Genomic DNA, 15,425 nt, shown 5'->3' on the forward strand with positions numbered 1-15,425 from the left:
CCTGACGACACGGGACAGCCGCCGGCTCTCGGTGGTCGCCCACCGCGACGGCCACCGGACGATCAGCGCCTATCGCAGGGACGACCCGGACGCCTGCGACCTCTCGGTGCGCCTGACGACGGAGGAGGCGGCGACACTCATCGACGCGCTGATGCCCGCGCACCACACGCCGAACCTGCTGTCCACCACCGACCTGGGGCTCGTCGCCGAGCGCATCGAACTGTCCGGCTCCTCGCACTGGAACGGCCGGCTGCTGGGCGAGTCCCGGATCCGCACCGACACCGGCGCGTCCATCGTGGCGGTGCTGCGCCGGGCCGAGGCGATCCCCTCCCCCGCGCCGGACTTCCGGCTCGCCGGCGGGGACACCCTCATCGTCATCGGGACCCGCGAGGGCGTGGAGGCGGCCGCCGAGATACTCGGGCGGGAGTGACCCGCCATGCACTCCTCCGCCGTCTTCCTGATCGAGTTCGGCTGTCTCATCCTCGGGCTCGGGCTGCTCGGCCGGCTCGCCGGGCGTCTGCGCTTCTCGCCGATCCCCCTCTACCTGCTGGCCGGGCTCGCGTTCGGCAAGGGCGGGCTGCTGCCGCTGGGCGCCAGCGAGGACTTCGTCGCCATCGGCGCGGAGATCGGCGTCATCCTGCTGCTGCTCATGCTGGGCCTTGAGTACACGGCCGCCGACCTGGTCTCCAACCTCAGAACCCACTATCAGGCCGGGTTCGTCGACGCCGTCCTCAACGCCCTGCCCGGGGCGGCACTGGCCCTGCTGCTCGGCTGGGGCCCGGTCGCCGCCGTGGTGCTGGCCGGCGTCACCTGGGTGTCCTCCTCCGGTGTCATCGCCAAGGTGCTCGGTGATCTGGGGCGGCTCGGCAACCGGGAGACCCCGGCCATCCTGAGCATCCTGGTCCTCGAGGACCTCTCCATGGCGGTCTACCTGCCCATCGTCACGGCCCTGCTGGCCGGGGTGGGCCTGGCCGCGGGCGCCGTCACACTGGCCATCGCCCTGGGCGTGGCCACGGTCGTCCTCGTCCTGGCGGTGCGCTACGGCCGCCATGTCTCCCGCTTCGTCTCCAGCGACGACCCCGAGAAGCTGCTGTTGGTGGTGCTCGGCGTCACCCTCGTGGTCGCCGGGCTCGCCCAGCAGCTCCAGGTGTCCGCGGCCGTGGGTGCCTTCCTGGTCGGCATCGCGCTGTCGGGCGAGGTCGCCGAGGGTGCGACGAGCCTGCTCGCGCCGCTGCGGGATCTGTTCGCCGCGGTGTTCTTCGTCTTCTTCGGCCTGCACACCGACCCCGCCAGCATCCCGCCCGTCCTGCTGCCCGCCCTCGCCCTGGCGGCCGTCACCACCGTGACGAAGATCGCCACCGGCTACTGGGCCGCGCGCCGGGCCGGGATCGGGCCCAAGGGCCGCTGGCGGGCCGGCGGCACGCTCGTGGCCCGCGGCGAGTTCTCCATCGTCATCGCGGGACTCGCCGTCACGGCCGGCATCGAGCCGTCCCTGGGCCCCCTGGCCACGGCATACGTCCTCATCCTGGTCCTCCTCGGCCCACTGACGGCCCGCTGGACCGAGCCGGTGGCCACGCTGCTGACCGGACGGGTGCGCCGGAGGAGGGCCGCGTCACGCGGCGGGACGGCGCCTGTAGCCCCCGGCGCTCACGAGAGCCTCGAGGGCCAGGACCCGGTCGGCCGCACCTGACGCGCGACCCGCGCGAGGCACACCGGCGGTGCTGCGGTGAGAGTCCGCGATACCGCCCTGATCCAGCCCGCCCGGGGGCACGCCGCCGTCCGGCTCCCCCGGGCATGGGCCCAGCCAGTCCCCACCGGCAGCACGCCGCGTGCGGCTCCGGCACGCCGTCAGCCTCACGGCCTCGTCCGCACCGGCTCCCGGTGGCGCCGGCAGGCCACCGCTGCTCCCGGTGAGTCCCGGCCAGCCACCGCCCGGTCAGCCCGTCTTCCACCCCCGCCGCGCGTCGATCCGCTCCCACTCCGCGTCCCACTGCGCCATGCGCCGCCGGTCCAGGGAGAGCCGGATCAGCCAGGAGGCTCCCAGCACCGCCCCGCCCGCCAGGGCTCCGGCCAGCGCGCCGCCCATGGTCGTGTGGAGCCAGGCCTCGCCTTCGGACACCGGTGGGGTCGTGATGTCACCGCTGTTGTTCACCCACACGGGGACCGTGCTCCCGGCGGGAGCCCGGGGCGGCACCCGTGCCTCGTCCTTGTGTGTCGAACCGTCCGGCGTGGTCCACCGCACCTCGCCCCACACCCGGTGGTCGCTCGCCGCGCGGGCCGGTGACGGGCCAGGCGCGTCCTTGACGACGACCGCCGAGACCTGATGGCTACCGGCCCGTTGCCGTTCGACGGCCTGCTCGACCGCACCCGCCGCCATCAGCCCCGCGAGAACCCCGCCCAACAGGGCGAGCACCCAGCCGGCGAGCACGACCCAGGCTTCGACGACATCGACGCGCCGCTTGAGCGCGTTGCGTCGCCACCGCCACCACCGCATGGTCGTACGCTCTGACGCTTCCATCGGCCGACACCCCCTCGTGAGCACCGGCAGCACCCTTCCAGTGTGCGCCTGATCGGTGCCCCTGTCGGCGCGGGGCTCAGCCGGAGGACGGGGCGATCCGCACGCGGTCACTGTCGCCGCCGGAGAGGAAGGACGCCATCGCCCGTCCCTCCTCGTCGACGGCGGTGCGCTCGGCCCGGGTGAAGTGTCCCAGCGGGGTGATCAGGACGGTGTCCGCCTCGAGGCTCCAGGTCGCGGCGACCCGGCCGTCGACCAGGACGACACGGGCACCGGCGACCGACAGGCCGCGATGGGCGTCGTCGATGATCCGGCCGCGGTCGTGGTAGCCGAGGATGGCGTTGTCGAAGGCCGGCAGGAACCGCACCGGTGCGGGGGTGTCGGGGTCGGGGCGCGGAGCGTCGGGGAGGTCCAGCAGTTCCCGGCCGCGCTCGTCGCGGAAGGAGACCAGTTCCTCGCGCACGGCGGAGACGGCGGCGGGCAGTCCGGCCAGGCCGCACCAGGCGCGCAGGTCGGCCGAGGCGGCGGGGCCGAACGCGGCGAGATAGCGCCGTACCAGTGTCTGCCCCACGGGGTCGGAGCCGTCGGGGGCCGGTGGGTCGATCTCGCGTCCCAGCCAGGAGGAGACCAGCTCGTAGCGCGCTCCCCCGGTGGTGCGCCACAGCCCGCGTGGCGGCAGCTGCACGGTCGGGAGCAGGCCGGCGATCAGCATTTCGCCGAGCGGCCGGGGCCCCGCCGCCGGCCAGCGGCCCTCGACGGCCCGCGCGAGTTCGCCCATCGCGCGGGGTTCACCGTCGGCCATGACCTTCCGCCCGGCCTCCGCGAGTTCGCCGAGGTCCACTCCCTCCAGTTCCCTGCGGTAGGTGCCGAGCACCCGCTGGCGCAGCATGCCGTCGTGCCGGGACCGCCAGGCCAGGACGTCGTCGGCGGTGACGAGGTGGACGGTGCGGCGCATGAGGTGGGTCCGCACCACGCGCCGCCCGGTCAGCAGATCCGACAGCACCGTGGGCTCGAAGGCCCGCAGCCGGGACCAGAGCCCGATGTACGGCTCCTGTGGCTCCTGCGCCTGGAGACCGCACAGATGCGCGACGGCGTCGAGCACCGGCAGATCGGCGCGGTCGAGGAGCAACTGCCGCGCGAGGGTGGCGCGGTTGAGCGCCCGGGTGTCGAGAACGGTCAAGGAAGCACCTCGGCCTTCGAGTCGTGTGCCGACCCGTGGTTCGAAGGTCCGGGCCGTTTGCCCGGTCACCGTCGCACGGGATGCGGTCAGGTCGTGACCGCATCCGGCGTCGTGCCGAGGTGTCGCGCCGGCGGAAGTCGTCGGCCTTCCGGCCCCGGATGAGCCCGGGAGCACGACGTCCGGGTCGCCATCGGGATGCACCCGCACAACGTGGTGTTCTCCCCGGTCACCCTCAAGCGCCTCGTCGACGAGGGCGGCCTGACGAACGTCGGCGCCTACACGCCGCCTACTCGCGGACCGAGGGCCTGGCCCTGGCCGCGAAGAGCCCGCACGGCGCGGCGGACACGCTGTAACACGGGTTCGCGCCCGTGCCTCGTCCTGCGGAAACGCAGGACGAGGGCCGGGTCGCGACCTGCTCACCGCCGTTGCCATTCCTCCGCGAGGAGTCGGTACGAACGCACGCGGTCGGCGTGGTCGTGCGTGATCGTGGTGATGATCAGCTCGTCGGCGCCGGTGGCCTCCTGGAGTTGTTCGAGCTGGTCGGCGACGCGCCCCGGCGAGCCGACGAACTGGGTGTCGACGCGGTCGGCGACCAGGGCCCGGTCCTGCTCCGTCCAGGCGTGCGCGCGGGCCTCCTCGGGGGTCGGGAAGGGGATCGCGCCCTCGGCGGTACGGATGCTGCGCACCCACGGGCCGTAGCCGGCGGCCAGTTCGCGGGCGGTCTCGTCGTCATCGGCGACGACGACATCGGCGGAGACGCTGACGAAGGGCTTGTCGAGATGGTCGGACGGCTGGAAGGCGGCCCGGTAGCCCTCGGCCGCCTCCAGCACGGTGGCGGGGCTGACGTGGTAGTTGGCCGCGAAGCGCAGGCCGTTGCGGCCCGCCACGTCGGCGCTCTCCCCGCCGCTGCTGCCGAGGATCCACACCTGCACGTCGGCGCCCTCACCGGGGACGGCGTGTGCTTCGAGGCCGTCCGGCGAGCGGTAGTCGCCGCGCAGCAGCGCGAGGATGTCGTCGACCTGTTCGCCGTAGTCCTGGTGACCGGCGCCCGGCTGCTGCAGCAACCGCTGCTGGAGCTTGAGGCGCGGTGAGCCGCGCAGGTGCTCGAAGGAGAACCGGGGCGGGATCTGCAGGCCGTTGGGGGTGCGCCCGTCGACCACCGGGGTCGTGGTCGGGCGGGCCTCTGCCGTCTGTCCGGGGGGACGGCCGCCCGAGCGGCCGAGGCCCAGGTCGAGTCGCCCCGGGTGCAGGGCGTCGATCAGGCCGAACTCCTCGACGGTGGACAGGGCGGTGCGGTGGCCGAGTTGCACCGCCCCGGAGCCGATCCTGATGGTGGAGGTCGCGGAGGCGGTCAGGGCCAGTACGACGGCGGGTGAGGTCCCGGCCACGCCCGGGTTGAGGTGGTGCTCGGCGAACCAGTAGCGGCTGTAGCCGAACTGCTCGGTCCGCCGGGCGAGGTCGATGGTGTTCCGCAGCGCCTCGGCGGCGGTGGAGCCGGACGGGATCGGGACGAGGTCGAGGACCCCGAGAGGGATGCCGGACATGGTCGGGTGCTCCTCAGCGGTCTGGTGGTCGCGGGCGGTCTCGGGACGTGGCGGCTAGCTGCCGTCCTTCGGCAGGCCGGGCGGGTTGATCTCCGACTTGGTCACGGCCTCGTCGGACAGGCCCCAGCGCTTCAGCACCTTCGCGTAGGTGCCGTTGTCGATGATGTGGTTGATCGCGTTGGCGAGCGGCTTGGCGAGCCCGCTGTTCTTCTTGGTGGTGGCCGCGATGAGGCCCTGGAGGCCCGCCCCGGCCCCGGAGTAGGTGCCGACGACCTCCGTCCTGCCGCTGGTGGCCGCGTGGTAGGCGGCGGTCGGGTTGGGGCCGAGGTAGAGGTCGATCCGGCCGGACTGGAGGGCGAGGTAGGTGTCGCTCTCGTTCTGGTAGTACTTGATGTCCACCGGCTCTCGGCCGGCCTTCTTGTTCTGTGCCGACCACTCGACCAGCAGCTTCTCCTGGTTGGTGCCACTGCTGACGGCGACGGTCTTGCCCGCCACGTCCTTCGGCCCGGTGATCTTCAGGCCGCTGCCCTTCTTCGCCGCGAACCCCAGGTTGTCCTCGCGGTAGGTGGCGAAGTCGTACTTCTCCTTGCGTTCCTCGGTGACGGTGATGTTGCTGAGGCCCGCGTCGTACTTGGCGCTGTCGAGGCCGACGAAGATGTTCTCCCACGACACGGTGTTGATGTGGGGCTTGAGGCCCAGCACGTTCGCGACCAGATGGGCGAGGTCGGGCTCGACGCCGATGACGGTCTTGTTGTCGGTGGCGTAGAAGGTCAGCGGCGCGGCGGAGCCGGACGAGGAGACGAGTTCCAGCGTGCCTCTCTTGCGGATCTTCTCCGGGACTTCCGCCGCGATGGAGTCGACCTTTCCGGTCGTGACGCGCTTCTGGTCGGGGCTGATGTTGATCTTCGTCTTGCTGCCGTGCTTGGCCGCGACCTCGGTGGTGCCGCCGTCGGTGGGGTTGGCGCAGCCGGCGAGGACGAGGGCGGTGGCGAGTCCGAGCGTTGCTGCGGTGGTGCGGCGGGCGGCGAGGGTGGCCACGGTGGTGCTCCTTGCGTGGGTAACGGGTTGGTGGTCAGAGGACCTTGGAGAGGAAGGCGCGGGTGCGCTCGTGCTGCGGGGCGTCGAGGACGGCGGAGGGCGGGCCCTGTTCCACGACGACACCGCCGTCCATGAAGACCACCGTGTCGGCCACCTCGCGGGCGAAGCCGATCTCATGGGTCACGACGATCATGGTGGTGCCGGTGCGGCCGAGGTCCTTGATGACGTCGAGGACCTCGCCGACCAGTTCGGGGTCGAGCGCCGAGGTGGGTTCGTCGAAGAGCAGCACCTTGGGTTCGAGGGCGAGTGCGCGGGCGATGGCGACGCGCTGCTGCTGTCCGCCGGACAACTGCCGTGGATAGGCATCGGTCTTGTCGGCGAGCCCGACCCGTTCCAGCAGCCGGCGGGCGGTCTCCTCCGCCTCCTTGCGCGGGCGGCCGAGCGCGGAGACGGGGGCCTCGACGAGGTTCTCCAGCACGGTCAAGTGCGGGAAGAGGTTGAAGTTCTGGAAGACGAACCCGATGTTGGTCCGCTGCTTCAGAACCTCCTTCTCCTTCAGCTCGTGCAGCTTGTTGCCGGAGCGGCGGTAGCCGATGAGCTCGCCGTCGATGCTGACCCAGCCGCGGTTGACCTTCTCCAGATGGTTGATGGTGCGCAGCAGCGTGGACTTGCCGGAGCCGGACGGGCCGAGGATCACGGTGACCTCGCCGGCGCGGACCTCGAGGTCGACGCCGCGCAGCACCTCCAAGGGGCCGAAGCTCTTGTGGACGCCGTGGACGTCGACCATGACGGCGGTCATGAGCTCTCCTTCGTCACGAAGCGCCGGGCGCGCTGGATCGGGGTGGGCGGCGGGGTGCGGTCGGCGCCCCGGGCATAGCGGCGCTCGATGTAGTACTGGGCGACCGACAGCAGGGAGGTCAGGACGACGTACCAGGCGGTGGCGACGAGCAGCAGCGGGATCACCCGGCCGTTGCGGCCGTAGATCACCTGCACTTGGTAGAAGAGCTCGCCGATGGACATCACGTAGACCACCGAGGTGCCTTTGAGCAGGCCGATGATCTCGTTGCCGGCGGTGGGCAGGATGGCGCGCATGGCCTGCGGCAGGACGATCCGGCGGATCTGCCGCAGCCGGGGGATGCCGAGGGCGGCAGCCGCTTCGAGCTGTCCCTGGTCGACGGCGAGGACGCCGCCGCGGACGATCTCGGCGGCGTAGGCCGCCTGATGCAGGGTCAGCCCGATGACGGCGGCGCCGATGGTACCGATGAGGGTGTTGCTGTCGACGGACCAGAACACCGGGCCGAAGGGGATGCCGAGGCCCAGCTCCTTGTACAGGGCGCTGAGGTTGAACCAGAACACCAGCTGGACGATCATCGGGATCGACCGGAAGATCCAGATGTAGGTCCAGGCGACGGTCGAGAGCAGCGGGCTGCGCGACAGTCGCATGAAGGCGATCACGGTGCCGAGGAGGAAGCCGAGGACGGTGGCGTAGGCGGTGAGCTGGAGGGTGACCCACACCGCCTCGACGATCGTCTCCGAGAAGACGTAGTCGCGGAAGACGTTCCACTCCCAGACCGGGTTCGTGACCAGGCCGTGGACGAACTGGGCGATCAGCACGATCACGGCGGCGCCTGCGGCCCAGCGGGCGTAGTGGCGGGTGGGGACGACCTTCAGTTCGGCCGGGTCTTCGACCAGCCTGGGGGCCGGTTCTGTGATGGTGTCGCTGCTCATGGGGTCACCTGTGCTCGGGCGGGTTGATCTGCGACGCGTCGATCGCGGAGGCGGAGGTGCCCCACTTCTTGAGGATCCGGGCGTAGGTGCCGTCCTTGATGAGTGCGTCGACGGCGGCCTGGAAGGCCTTGGTGAGCGGGGAGTTCTTGGCGAAGGCGAAGCCGACGTCGAGGCGGTGGTACTCGCCGAGGAAGGTGGTCTGCGCGGCGGGCTGGGCCGCCTGGTAGCGCAGGCCGTTGATGGTCGACATGATCACGTCGATGCGGCCCTGCTGGAGCGCGGTGAGGGTCGCGGCGTTCTCCGAGTAGACCTTCACCTCGTACGGCTTCTTGCCGGCCTTCGCGCAGACGTCCTTCTGCGCGGTGAGGGTCGTCTCGAAGGTGGTGCCGGCGCCCGTGCCGATGGTCAGGCCGCACAGCTGCTTCAGGTCGGTGACCTTCTTCTTGAGTGTGGTGTTGCCCTTCTTCACGGCGAAGCCCTGGCCGTCGTTGATGTAGGTGACGAAGTCGACGGTCTTCAGGCGCTCCGTCGTGACACCGAAGTTGCCGGTGCCGACGTCGTACTTGCCGCTGCCGAGGGCGGGCAGGATCGTCTCGAAGGAGGCGTCCTGCCGCGCCGTTTTCACGCCGAGGACCTTGGCCACCGCGTCGGCGATGTCGATGTCCTGGCCCGCGGGGGCCTTGTCGGGGCCGTTCGGGTAGTAGGCCCCGGGCGGGAACCCGACGGAGCTGCCGATGCGCAGGGTGCCCGCCTTGCGGACGTCGGCGGGCAGCAGGGCGGCGACGGAGTCCGTCTTGCGTACGGCGGCGACCGGGTCGTCGGACGGCGCGGGGGAAGCCTGTGCGCCCGCCGGGCTGGTGCCGGGGGTGCCGCCGGAGCCGCAGGCGGTCAGTGCCAGGAGGGGCAGCAGGGCGAGCGCGGCGGTGCCGCGCAGACGGGTTCTGATCGTGCGGATGGTCACGGCTTGAGGGCCTCTCCGAGGTGTTTCTCGAACGGCAGCGGGCCGATGGTCTCCGGGTCGGCCTCGGTGTCGAACAGCGGTGTGTAGCCGGTGGCCAGGTAGAGGTCGCGGGCCTCGGGCTGGCGCGGGCCCGTGGTGAGGTAGATGCGGCGATAGCCCTGGACGGCCGCCTCGCGCTCCAGCTCGGCGACGACGCGCCGGGCCAGACCGCGCCGCCGGTGGGCGGAGTGGCTCCAGATCCGCTTCAGCTCGGCCGTGGTCGTGTCGTACCGGCGGAAGGCGCCGCCCGCGACGGGCTCGCCGCGCTCCAGGAGCAGGATGAGCAGGCCGCCGTGCGGTTCGGTGAACTCCTCGTCGGGATAGCGGGCCATCTCGGCGTGCGCGTCCCCGCCGTAGCGTCTGGAGTACTCGTGGCCGAGTTCGCGCAGGAGTGGCTCGACGCGGGAGTCAGAGACGGGGACGTGAATAAACGTCAGTTCCGGTGCGGAGGTCATCCGTTCACCGCCGTCAGGGTCTGTGTCCCGCGGGCGGCTCGCTCGGCGTCGCGCTTGGCGACCTCCTCGCGGACGATGGGGATCACGTGCCGTCCGAAGTCGATGGCGTCGCCCAGCAGGTCGTAGCCGCGGGCGGAGAGGATGTCGACGCCGAGGTCGTAGTAGTCCAGGAGGGCCTGCGCGACCGTCTCCGGGGTGCCGACCAGGGCGTTGGAGTTGCCCGCGCCGCCGGTCGCGGCGGCCGTCGGGGTCCACAGGGCGCGGTCGTAGCGCTCCCCCACCTCGGCGATGGCGATCAGCCGCTGTGAGCCGACGTTTTGAGGTGTTGCAGCCTGGGGGTGGGCGAGTCCGTTGTGGCGCTTGGTGATGGCCTCGCCCCGCTCCTTGCGGGCCTTGATCGCGCCGACCGTGCGGTGGGCCTTCTCCCAGGCCAGTTCCTCGGTCGGGGCGATGATCGGGCGGAAGGCCACCTGGATACGCGGCACATCGGTGCGGCCCGCCGCCTTCGCCGCCGCCTTCACCGTCTCGATCTGCTCGGCGGTCTTCGCCAGCGGCTCGCCCCAGAGGCAGTAGACGTCGGCCTCGGCGCCGCCGGCGGCGTACGCGGCCGGTGACGAGCCGCCGAAGGAGACGTTCGGGCGCGGCTGCTGGACCGGGAAGACGTCGCTGACGAAGTCGTGGAAGCGGTAGTGCTCGCCCTCGTGGTCGAAGGGCTCGTGCGTGGTCCAGATCTTCTTGACGATCCGGATGTACTCGCGGGTGCGGGCGTAACGCTCGTCCTTGGTGAGAGTGTCGCCCTCGCGGCCCTGCTCGTGGTCGTTGCCGCCCGTGATGAAGTGCACGGTCAGCCGGCCGTCGCTGATCTGGTCGAGGGTGGCGAAGGTCTTCGCGGCGAACGTCGGATACGAGACGTTGGGCCGGTGCGCGAGGAGGATCTGGAGCCGGTCCAGCCTGCTCGCGATGTAGGCGGCGGCCGGAGCCGGGTCGGGCGATCCGGAGCCGTAGGCGAACAGCACCCGGTCCCAGTCGTGGTCCTCGTGCGCTCGGGCGAGCCTGAGCGTGTACTCCTTGTCGAAGGCAGCGCCGGAGCGCGGGTTGGTTTCGGAACCGTCGTTGGTGGCGGCGATGCCGAGGAACTCCACGGGCATGGGTAAGGCCTTTCCTCAAGTCCTCTGTTGCCGCGCCGAGTTCGGACGGAGGCACGGCGGGGCAGCCCCGCGCGGCCGGGTGTGACGGCGCCTCAGGGCGTGGGGAACCAGGTGGTGAACAGGTGTGATGACGCCGGGGTACGGGCCCCGGGCGGGGTGGGGGCGACGGCAGCGCGCGTCAGAAGAGAGACTCGGCCCGCGACGGGGACACCGAGGGAGGGAAGGGCCGGTCAGACGGCCCGCTGCCGTGTCAGGCGCAACACGCCGCGGACCACACTCGACCGAAGTCGATGTGGACCCGGCTGACCAGGCGCTGTCCGGCATTCATGCGACTACTTGAGCAGGACACATTGCTTTTCGTCAACCACGGCTCGGATGTCGGACGGGAGTTGAACGGTTCCTGTGTGTGGTTGACACCTGTGTGTGCCGGACCCATACGATCGGGCGCACCGCGTTGAGGGACGCGGCGAGCGTGATGACGCCGAAGCCGGACTCCGGTCCCGTACCCATGCCGCGCCTCCCTCCCTGGAGATCCCTCCGATGGCCTCGCTGCCCGATCTCACCGATTCCGCACCTGCCGCGTCCGCAGGGCCTCCGACAGCGTCCTCCGGCCGGATTCCGGGCCGGGAGCCCGACGACGATCTCCCACGGATCGTGCCGCGCCGGCGCGTGGGCCGCCTGCTGTCCGCGGCCGTCGCGCTGCTGCTCTTCGCGATGGTGGTCAACTCCGTCGTCCGCAACCGCGCCTTCCAGTGGGACGTGGTCGGCCTGTACTTCACCAGTGGTGCCGTGCTCGACGGGCTGCTCCTCACCCTGTGGCTGACCGGCGTGGTGATGGTGCTGGGCTTTCTGCTCGGCATTCCGCTGGCCGTGATGCGGCTGTCCGACAACCCCGTGCTGGCCACGCTGAGCTGGGGCTTCGTGTGGGTCTTCCGGTCCACCCCGCTGCTGGTGCAGTTGCTGTTCTGGTTCAACATCGGCGCCCTCTACCCGACGCTCGGACTCGGCATCCCGTTCGGCCCGCAGTTCGTCACCGTCAAGACGGTGAACCTGCTCGGCCCGGCGCTCACCGCCGTCATCGGCCTGACGCTGCACGAGGCCGCCTATGCCGCGGAGGTGGTGCGCGGCGGCATCCTCTCGGTGGACGCCGGCCAGACGGAGGCGGCCCAGGCCCTCGGCATCGGCAGGGCCCGCACACTGCGCCGGATCGTGGTGCCGCAGGCGATGCGCTCCATCGTGCCGACCGCGGGCAACATGCTGATCGGCACCCTGAAGGGCACGAGCATCGTCAGCGTGCTGGCCGTGCACGACCTGCTGTACTCGGCGCAACTGGTCTACAACCAGACCTACCAGGTCATCCCGCTGCTGATGGTCGCCACGCTCTGGTACATCGCCGCCACCACCGTGCTCAGCGTGGGGCAGTTCTATGTCGAGCGCCACTACGCGCGCGGCGCGGCGCGGGCCCTGCCGCCCACACCCGTGCAGAGGCTGAGGGCCCGGCTGGCCGGATATCGCCGCTCCCCACGTTCCCTACATTCCCTATAGAATTACTAGGAAAGTATTGACGGCGCCTCGGGCCGCTGCGCAGGATGATGCATGCCCCACACAAGTTGAGGAGACCTCTGCCATGGGCCCAGCCCCTGCGTCGACCGGCCCGGGCTCGGAGTCCGAGCAGACCGGGCCCGGACGTACGCACTGGTTGCATGTGGCCCGTGAGACGGCGGACGACCTGGCCACGGACGCGGTGGCCAGGGACCAGGCCGGCAAGCCCCCGTTCGACGAGGTGTCCCGGCTGCGCGAGTCGGGCCTGCTGACGCTCCTGATACCCGCAGGGCTCGGGGGCGGCGGCGCGGACTGGCCGACGGCGTACGCCGTGGTCCGGGAGGTCGCGGCGGCCGACGGTGCGATCGGCCAACTGCTCGGCTGTCACTACTTCATGTCGTGGAGCGCCCGGTTCTTCACCGACCCCGCTCTCGCCGCCCGGCTTGAGCGGCGCTCCGCGGCGGAGCAGTGGTGCTGGGGCGGTGGTCTGGCGCGGCAGGAACCGGCTCTGTCACTCGCCCGGAACGCGCAGGGGTATGTGCTGAACGGCCGGCAGAGCTATGCCGCCGGCGTCCTGGTCGCCGACCGCCTCGCCGTGCGGGCCGTACGGGCCGACACCGGCGAGCCACTCGCCGTCGTGGTGGATCCCGCCCTTCAGGGCGTGGTGATCGACGGCGACGCCGACCCCTTCGGGCAGCGGCTCGCGGCGGGCGGAAGCGCGGAGTTCGACGCCGTACCCGTCTCCGCCGACGATGTGCTGGGCTCGCTGGCCGCCGACGAGGAAGTCCTGTCGCCTCTCACCGCTCTGGTGTCCCCGGTCGGGCGTCTTCTTTCGGTGCAGCTCCGGCTCGGCATGGCCGAGGGCGTGCTCGCCGAAGCCCGTGAGTACAGCAGGACCGGCCACTCCCACTGGCACCCGGACTGGCCGGTCGGCTCGCCGCAGGACCCGCAGGTGCTGACCGCCTACGGGGAACTCACCGTGCTCACCCGCTCCGCGTCCGCGCTCGCCGACCAGGCGCGCGATGCCTTGCACGACGGGCTGGCCCGCGGCGAGGACCTGGGCTACGAGGAGTACGCGGAGATCTCCGTCCTCGTGGCCATGGCCGAAGCCGCCGCGTCCAAGGCCGTGCAGGAGTCCACCGCCCGCGCCCTCGACATCATCGGTGTCCGCTCCGCGTCCGCGCGACTCGGCTTCGACCGCTTCTGGCGCAATGCCCGTACCCACACCCTGTACGAGCCCGTCGCCCACCGGCTCCGTGACGTCGGGGACTACTTCCTCAACGGCGCGCACCCTCCTTTCGTCCTCCCTGTCTGATGACGGCTGTCAGGCCTCGGCGTCCGTGCCGGGCTGTGCGGGGGTGTACAGGTCTCTCAGGGCCTCCCGACCCTCACGGGGCCGTCGGTCTGGTTCCCCATCATCTGCGCCCAAGCCTGCTGAGCGGCCGGGCCGAGGACCCGCGTCATCACCATGAACAGGGACCGGTCGGACTCGGACATCCCTGCCCGGGCGGCCGGGGCGAACTCGGGCGGCAGGCCGGTGGGCAGCGACTGGCGCAGGATCAGGCCGAGTTCGACACGGACGCGCTGGAGGCGTTCGATGGTGGCCGCGAGCTCGCCCGTCCCCGGCAGGTCCAGTCACTGCTGGTCACGATCGGTTCCGGCCTCTGGACGAGCTTGCCTGCCGCGGACGCCGGACACGAGGCCGAACTGCGCGAGCCGAGGTGGTCGGGTACGGTCGCGACTCGCGCGAAGGAGATCGAACAGGGCAACTGGGGGGCCGCTGCGGTGCACAGCGCGGTGATCCAGACCGCCGCGTCCTTCTCCACCGCCGGCGCCGCCGCGGTCGTCACGACCCTCTCCTGAGAGGGACTCTCGGTCCGCGACGGCGCCGGAGCGCGGTCCCTCGGCTCTACCGGAAAGCCGCGACGTACTGTCGGGCCCACGCCTCGAAGGTGCGGGGTGCGCGGCCGAGGATCCGTTCGATGTCGGGGCTGATCCGCTGTTCGGCGGGGGTGGGTTCGCCGAGGATGGCCAGCGTCGTCTCGATCACGGACTCGGGCATGAACCGGAGCATCTGGGCCCGGGCTTCCGCACGGGTCTGCTCGACGAAGCGGACCGGTTCGCCGAGCGCGTCCGCGATCGCCTCGGCTCGTTGCCTCGGCGTGCTGAGCGCGGGTCCGGTCAACTCGTATGTCTGGCCGGCGTGTCCGCTCTCGCGCAGCGTCACGACGGCCAGCTCGGCGATGTCGCCCGGATCGACCGTGGGCAGGCCGACGTCGGCGAACGGCGCGGCGACGGTCCTTCGGGTACGTACCGACTCGGCCCAGGCGAACATGTTGGAGTGGAATCCGCCGGGGCGCAGGACGGTCCAGTCCAGGCCCGACTGCCGCACGGCGTCCTCGATGGCGCGTGCCGTTCCACCGTGCGAGGCCGACTCCGGCCGCGTGGCGACTCCTTGCGAGGACAGCAGCACGACCCGCTCGACTCCCCCGGCCTTGGCGACGTCCAGGATGTGCCGGGGATCCAGCAGGTGGGCGCCGGCGCCGCCGTTCTGCAGGAACAGCGCGTCGGCGCCGTCGAGAAGCGGGCGAAGGCTCTCGGCATCGGTCAGGTCGGCCCTGCGATGCGGAAGGCCCTCCGGGACGTCCGCGCCGGTGATGTTCCGGGACGTCGCGGTCACCCGCTCACCGGCCGCCACGAGCGTCCGTACGAGCGAACCGCCCACGTTGCCGGTCGCCCCCGTCACTACGATCATGAGTAACTCCCCTTGTTTTCCATGTGGTTGACATCGCCCGACAGGAAATCCGGGCGGGACACGGGGACGCTAACACCAGAAGTAAAGTAGGTACCTACAGGAAAGTGACTGTCCGAGGGGGAAGCGCATGGCCGACGACGCCGCACCGACCGCGTCCGAGACGACCGAACCGGTGCTCGCCTGCCCGATCTCGCCCGTCGTCGACATCGTCTTCAGCCGGTGGACCACACCTGTCCTGTGGACTTTGCACGCACACGGCCGGCAGCGCTTCGTGGAACTGCAACGGCGCATCGCCCGCATCACCCCGAAGGTGCTGACCCAGCGGCTGCGGCAACTGGAGCGCGACGGGCTGGTCGTGCGCACGTACCACCCGGAGGTCCCCCCTCGCGTCGAGTACGAGATCAGCGAACTCGGCCGCAGCCTCGCCCCGCTCTTCGCGCATCTCTCCGAGTGGGCGGCCGGCAATCTGGACAAGGTCGACCGGGCCCGCCGCGAGTACGACGGCGACCCGGCTCGCTAG

At 71.2% G+C, this 15,425-nt stretch carries 16 protein-coding genes; 6 read left to right on the plus strand and 10 right to left on the minus strand.

The genetic code is table 11. The annotated features are described in order from the left end of the window. Nucleotide 1: 1 nt before the first annotated feature. Both ACWIF2_RS18295 and ACWIF2_RS18300 read left to right on the plus strand, forming a co-directional pair. Entirely contained in the window at nucleotides 2-430 is a 429-nt protein-coding gene (locus ACWIF2_RS18295) for a cation:proton antiporter regulatory subunit (RefSeq protein ID WP_454361534.1), read from the plus strand. Nucleotides 431-436: 6 nt separating this feature from the next. After that, entirely contained in the window at nucleotides 437-1,690 is a 1,254-nt protein-coding gene (locus tag ACWIF2_RS18300) for a cation:proton antiporter (RefSeq protein ID WP_454361535.1), read from the plus strand. Nucleotides 1,691-1,936: 246 nt separating this feature from the next. Here ACWIF2_RS18300 and ACWIF2_RS18305 read toward each other — a convergent pair whose 3' ends face one another. The 9 genes from ACWIF2_RS18305 to ACWIF2_RS18345 all read right to left on the minus strand — a co-directional run bounded on the left by ACWIF2_RS18305 (nucleotide 1,937) and on the right by ACWIF2_RS18345 (nucleotide 10,608). Next, complete coding sequence (locus tag ACWIF2_RS18305; RefSeq protein ID WP_454361536.1) at nucleotides 1,937-2,518, minus strand: Rv1733c family protein; 582 nt, start codon at nucleotides 2,516-2,518, stop codon at nucleotides 1,937-1,939. 76 nt (nucleotides 2,519-2,594) lie between these two features. Continuing rightward, nucleotides 2,595-3,695 carry a winged helix DNA-binding domain-containing protein gene (locus tag ACWIF2_RS18310; RefSeq protein WP_454361537.1) on the minus strand — a complete coding sequence of 367 codons (1,101 nt, stop codon included), beginning with the start codon at nucleotides 3,693-3,695 and terminating at the stop codon, nucleotides 2,595-2,597. A gap of 416 nt (nucleotides 3,696-4,111) precedes the next feature. Beyond that, a complete protein-coding gene (locus ACWIF2_RS18315; protein ID WP_454361538.1) occupies nucleotides 4,112-5,239 on the minus strand; it encodes an LLM class flavin-dependent oxidoreductase in 1,128 nt (375 codons plus the stop codon). A 54-nt stretch (nucleotides 5,240-5,293) separates the two neighbouring features. Further along, nucleotides 5,294-6,277 (minus strand): ABC transporter substrate-binding protein, encoded by a 984-nt coding sequence (locus ACWIF2_RS18320; protein WP_454361539.1) that lies wholly within the window; start codon nucleotides 6,275-6,277, stop codon nucleotides 5,294-5,296. Between the two features lie 34 nt (nucleotides 6,278-6,311). Further along, nucleotides 6,312-7,076, minus strand: coding sequence for an amino acid ABC transporter ATP-binding protein (locus ACWIF2_RS18325; RefSeq protein ID WP_454361540.1), 765 nt, complete (start codon nucleotides 7,074-7,076; stop codon nucleotides 6,312-6,314). Further along, nucleotides 7,073-8,005: an amino acid ABC transporter permease gene (locus tag ACWIF2_RS18330; protein ID WP_454361541.1), complete on the minus strand. Its 933-nt coding sequence runs from the start codon at nucleotides 8,003-8,005 to the stop codon at nucleotides 7,073-7,075. Before ACWIF2_RS18330 ends, ACWIF2_RS18325 begins: the two co-directional genes overlap by 4 nt. A gap of 4 nt (nucleotides 8,006-8,009) precedes the next feature. Then, a complete protein-coding gene (locus ACWIF2_RS18335; RefSeq protein WP_454361585.1) occupies nucleotides 8,010-8,960 on the minus strand; it encodes an ABC transporter substrate-binding protein in 951 nt (316 codons plus the stop codon). A gap of 2 nt (nucleotides 8,961-8,962) precedes the next feature. Beyond that, nucleotides 8,963-9,460 carry a GNAT family N-acetyltransferase gene (locus ACWIF2_RS18340; RefSeq protein WP_454361542.1) on the minus strand — a complete coding sequence of 166 codons (498 nt, stop codon included), beginning with the start codon at nucleotides 9,458-9,460 and terminating at the stop codon, nucleotides 8,963-8,965. After that, nucleotides 9,457-10,608 (minus strand): LLM class flavin-dependent oxidoreductase, encoded by a 1,152-nt coding sequence (locus tag ACWIF2_RS18345; RefSeq protein WP_454361543.1) that lies wholly within the window; start codon nucleotides 10,606-10,608, stop codon nucleotides 9,457-9,459. Before ACWIF2_RS18345 ends, ACWIF2_RS18340 begins: the two co-directional genes overlap by 4 nt. A 540-nt stretch (nucleotides 10,609-11,148) precedes the next feature. Here ACWIF2_RS18345 and ACWIF2_RS18350 point away from each other — a divergent pair. The 3 genes from ACWIF2_RS18350 to ACWIF2_RS18360 all read left to right on the plus strand — a co-directional run bounded on the left by ACWIF2_RS18350 (nucleotide 11,149) and on the right by ACWIF2_RS18360 (nucleotide 14,013). Continuing rightward, nucleotides 11,149-12,153 (plus strand): amino acid ABC transporter permease, encoded by a 1,005-nt coding sequence (locus tag ACWIF2_RS18350; RefSeq protein ID WP_454361544.1) that lies wholly within the window; start codon nucleotides 11,149-11,151, stop codon nucleotides 12,151-12,153. Between the two features lie 82 nt (nucleotides 12,154-12,235). Then, the gene (locus ACWIF2_RS18355) at nucleotides 12,236-13,465 is read left to right on the plus strand and encodes an acyl-CoA dehydrogenase family protein (protein WP_454361545.1); all 1,230 of its coding nucleotides are present in this window, start codon (nucleotides 12,236-12,238) and stop codon (nucleotides 13,463-13,465) included. 359 nt (nucleotides 13,466-13,824) lie between these two features. Beyond that, nucleotides 13,825-14,013, plus strand: coding sequence for a hypothetical protein (locus ACWIF2_RS18360; RefSeq protein ID WP_454361546.1), 189 nt, complete (start codon nucleotides 13,825-13,827; stop codon nucleotides 14,011-14,013). 46 nt (nucleotides 14,014-14,059) lie between these two features. Here the strand turns inward: ACWIF2_RS18360 and ACWIF2_RS18365 are convergent, their stop codons facing one another. Then, entirely contained in the window at nucleotides 14,060-14,905 is an 846-nt protein-coding gene (locus ACWIF2_RS18365; protein WP_454361547.1) for an SDR family oxidoreductase, read from the minus strand. Between the two features lie 127 nt (nucleotides 14,906-15,032). Here ACWIF2_RS18365 and ACWIF2_RS18370 point away from each other — a divergent pair, with 127 nt between their 5' ends. Further along, nucleotides 15,033-15,425 (plus strand): winged helix-turn-helix transcriptional regulator, encoded by a 393-nt coding sequence (locus tag ACWIF2_RS18370; RefSeq protein WP_382488391.1) that lies wholly within the window; start codon nucleotides 15,033-15,035, stop codon nucleotides 15,423-15,425.

It is taken from the genome of Streptomyces sp. NPDC055506 (genome assembly GCF_053643595.1).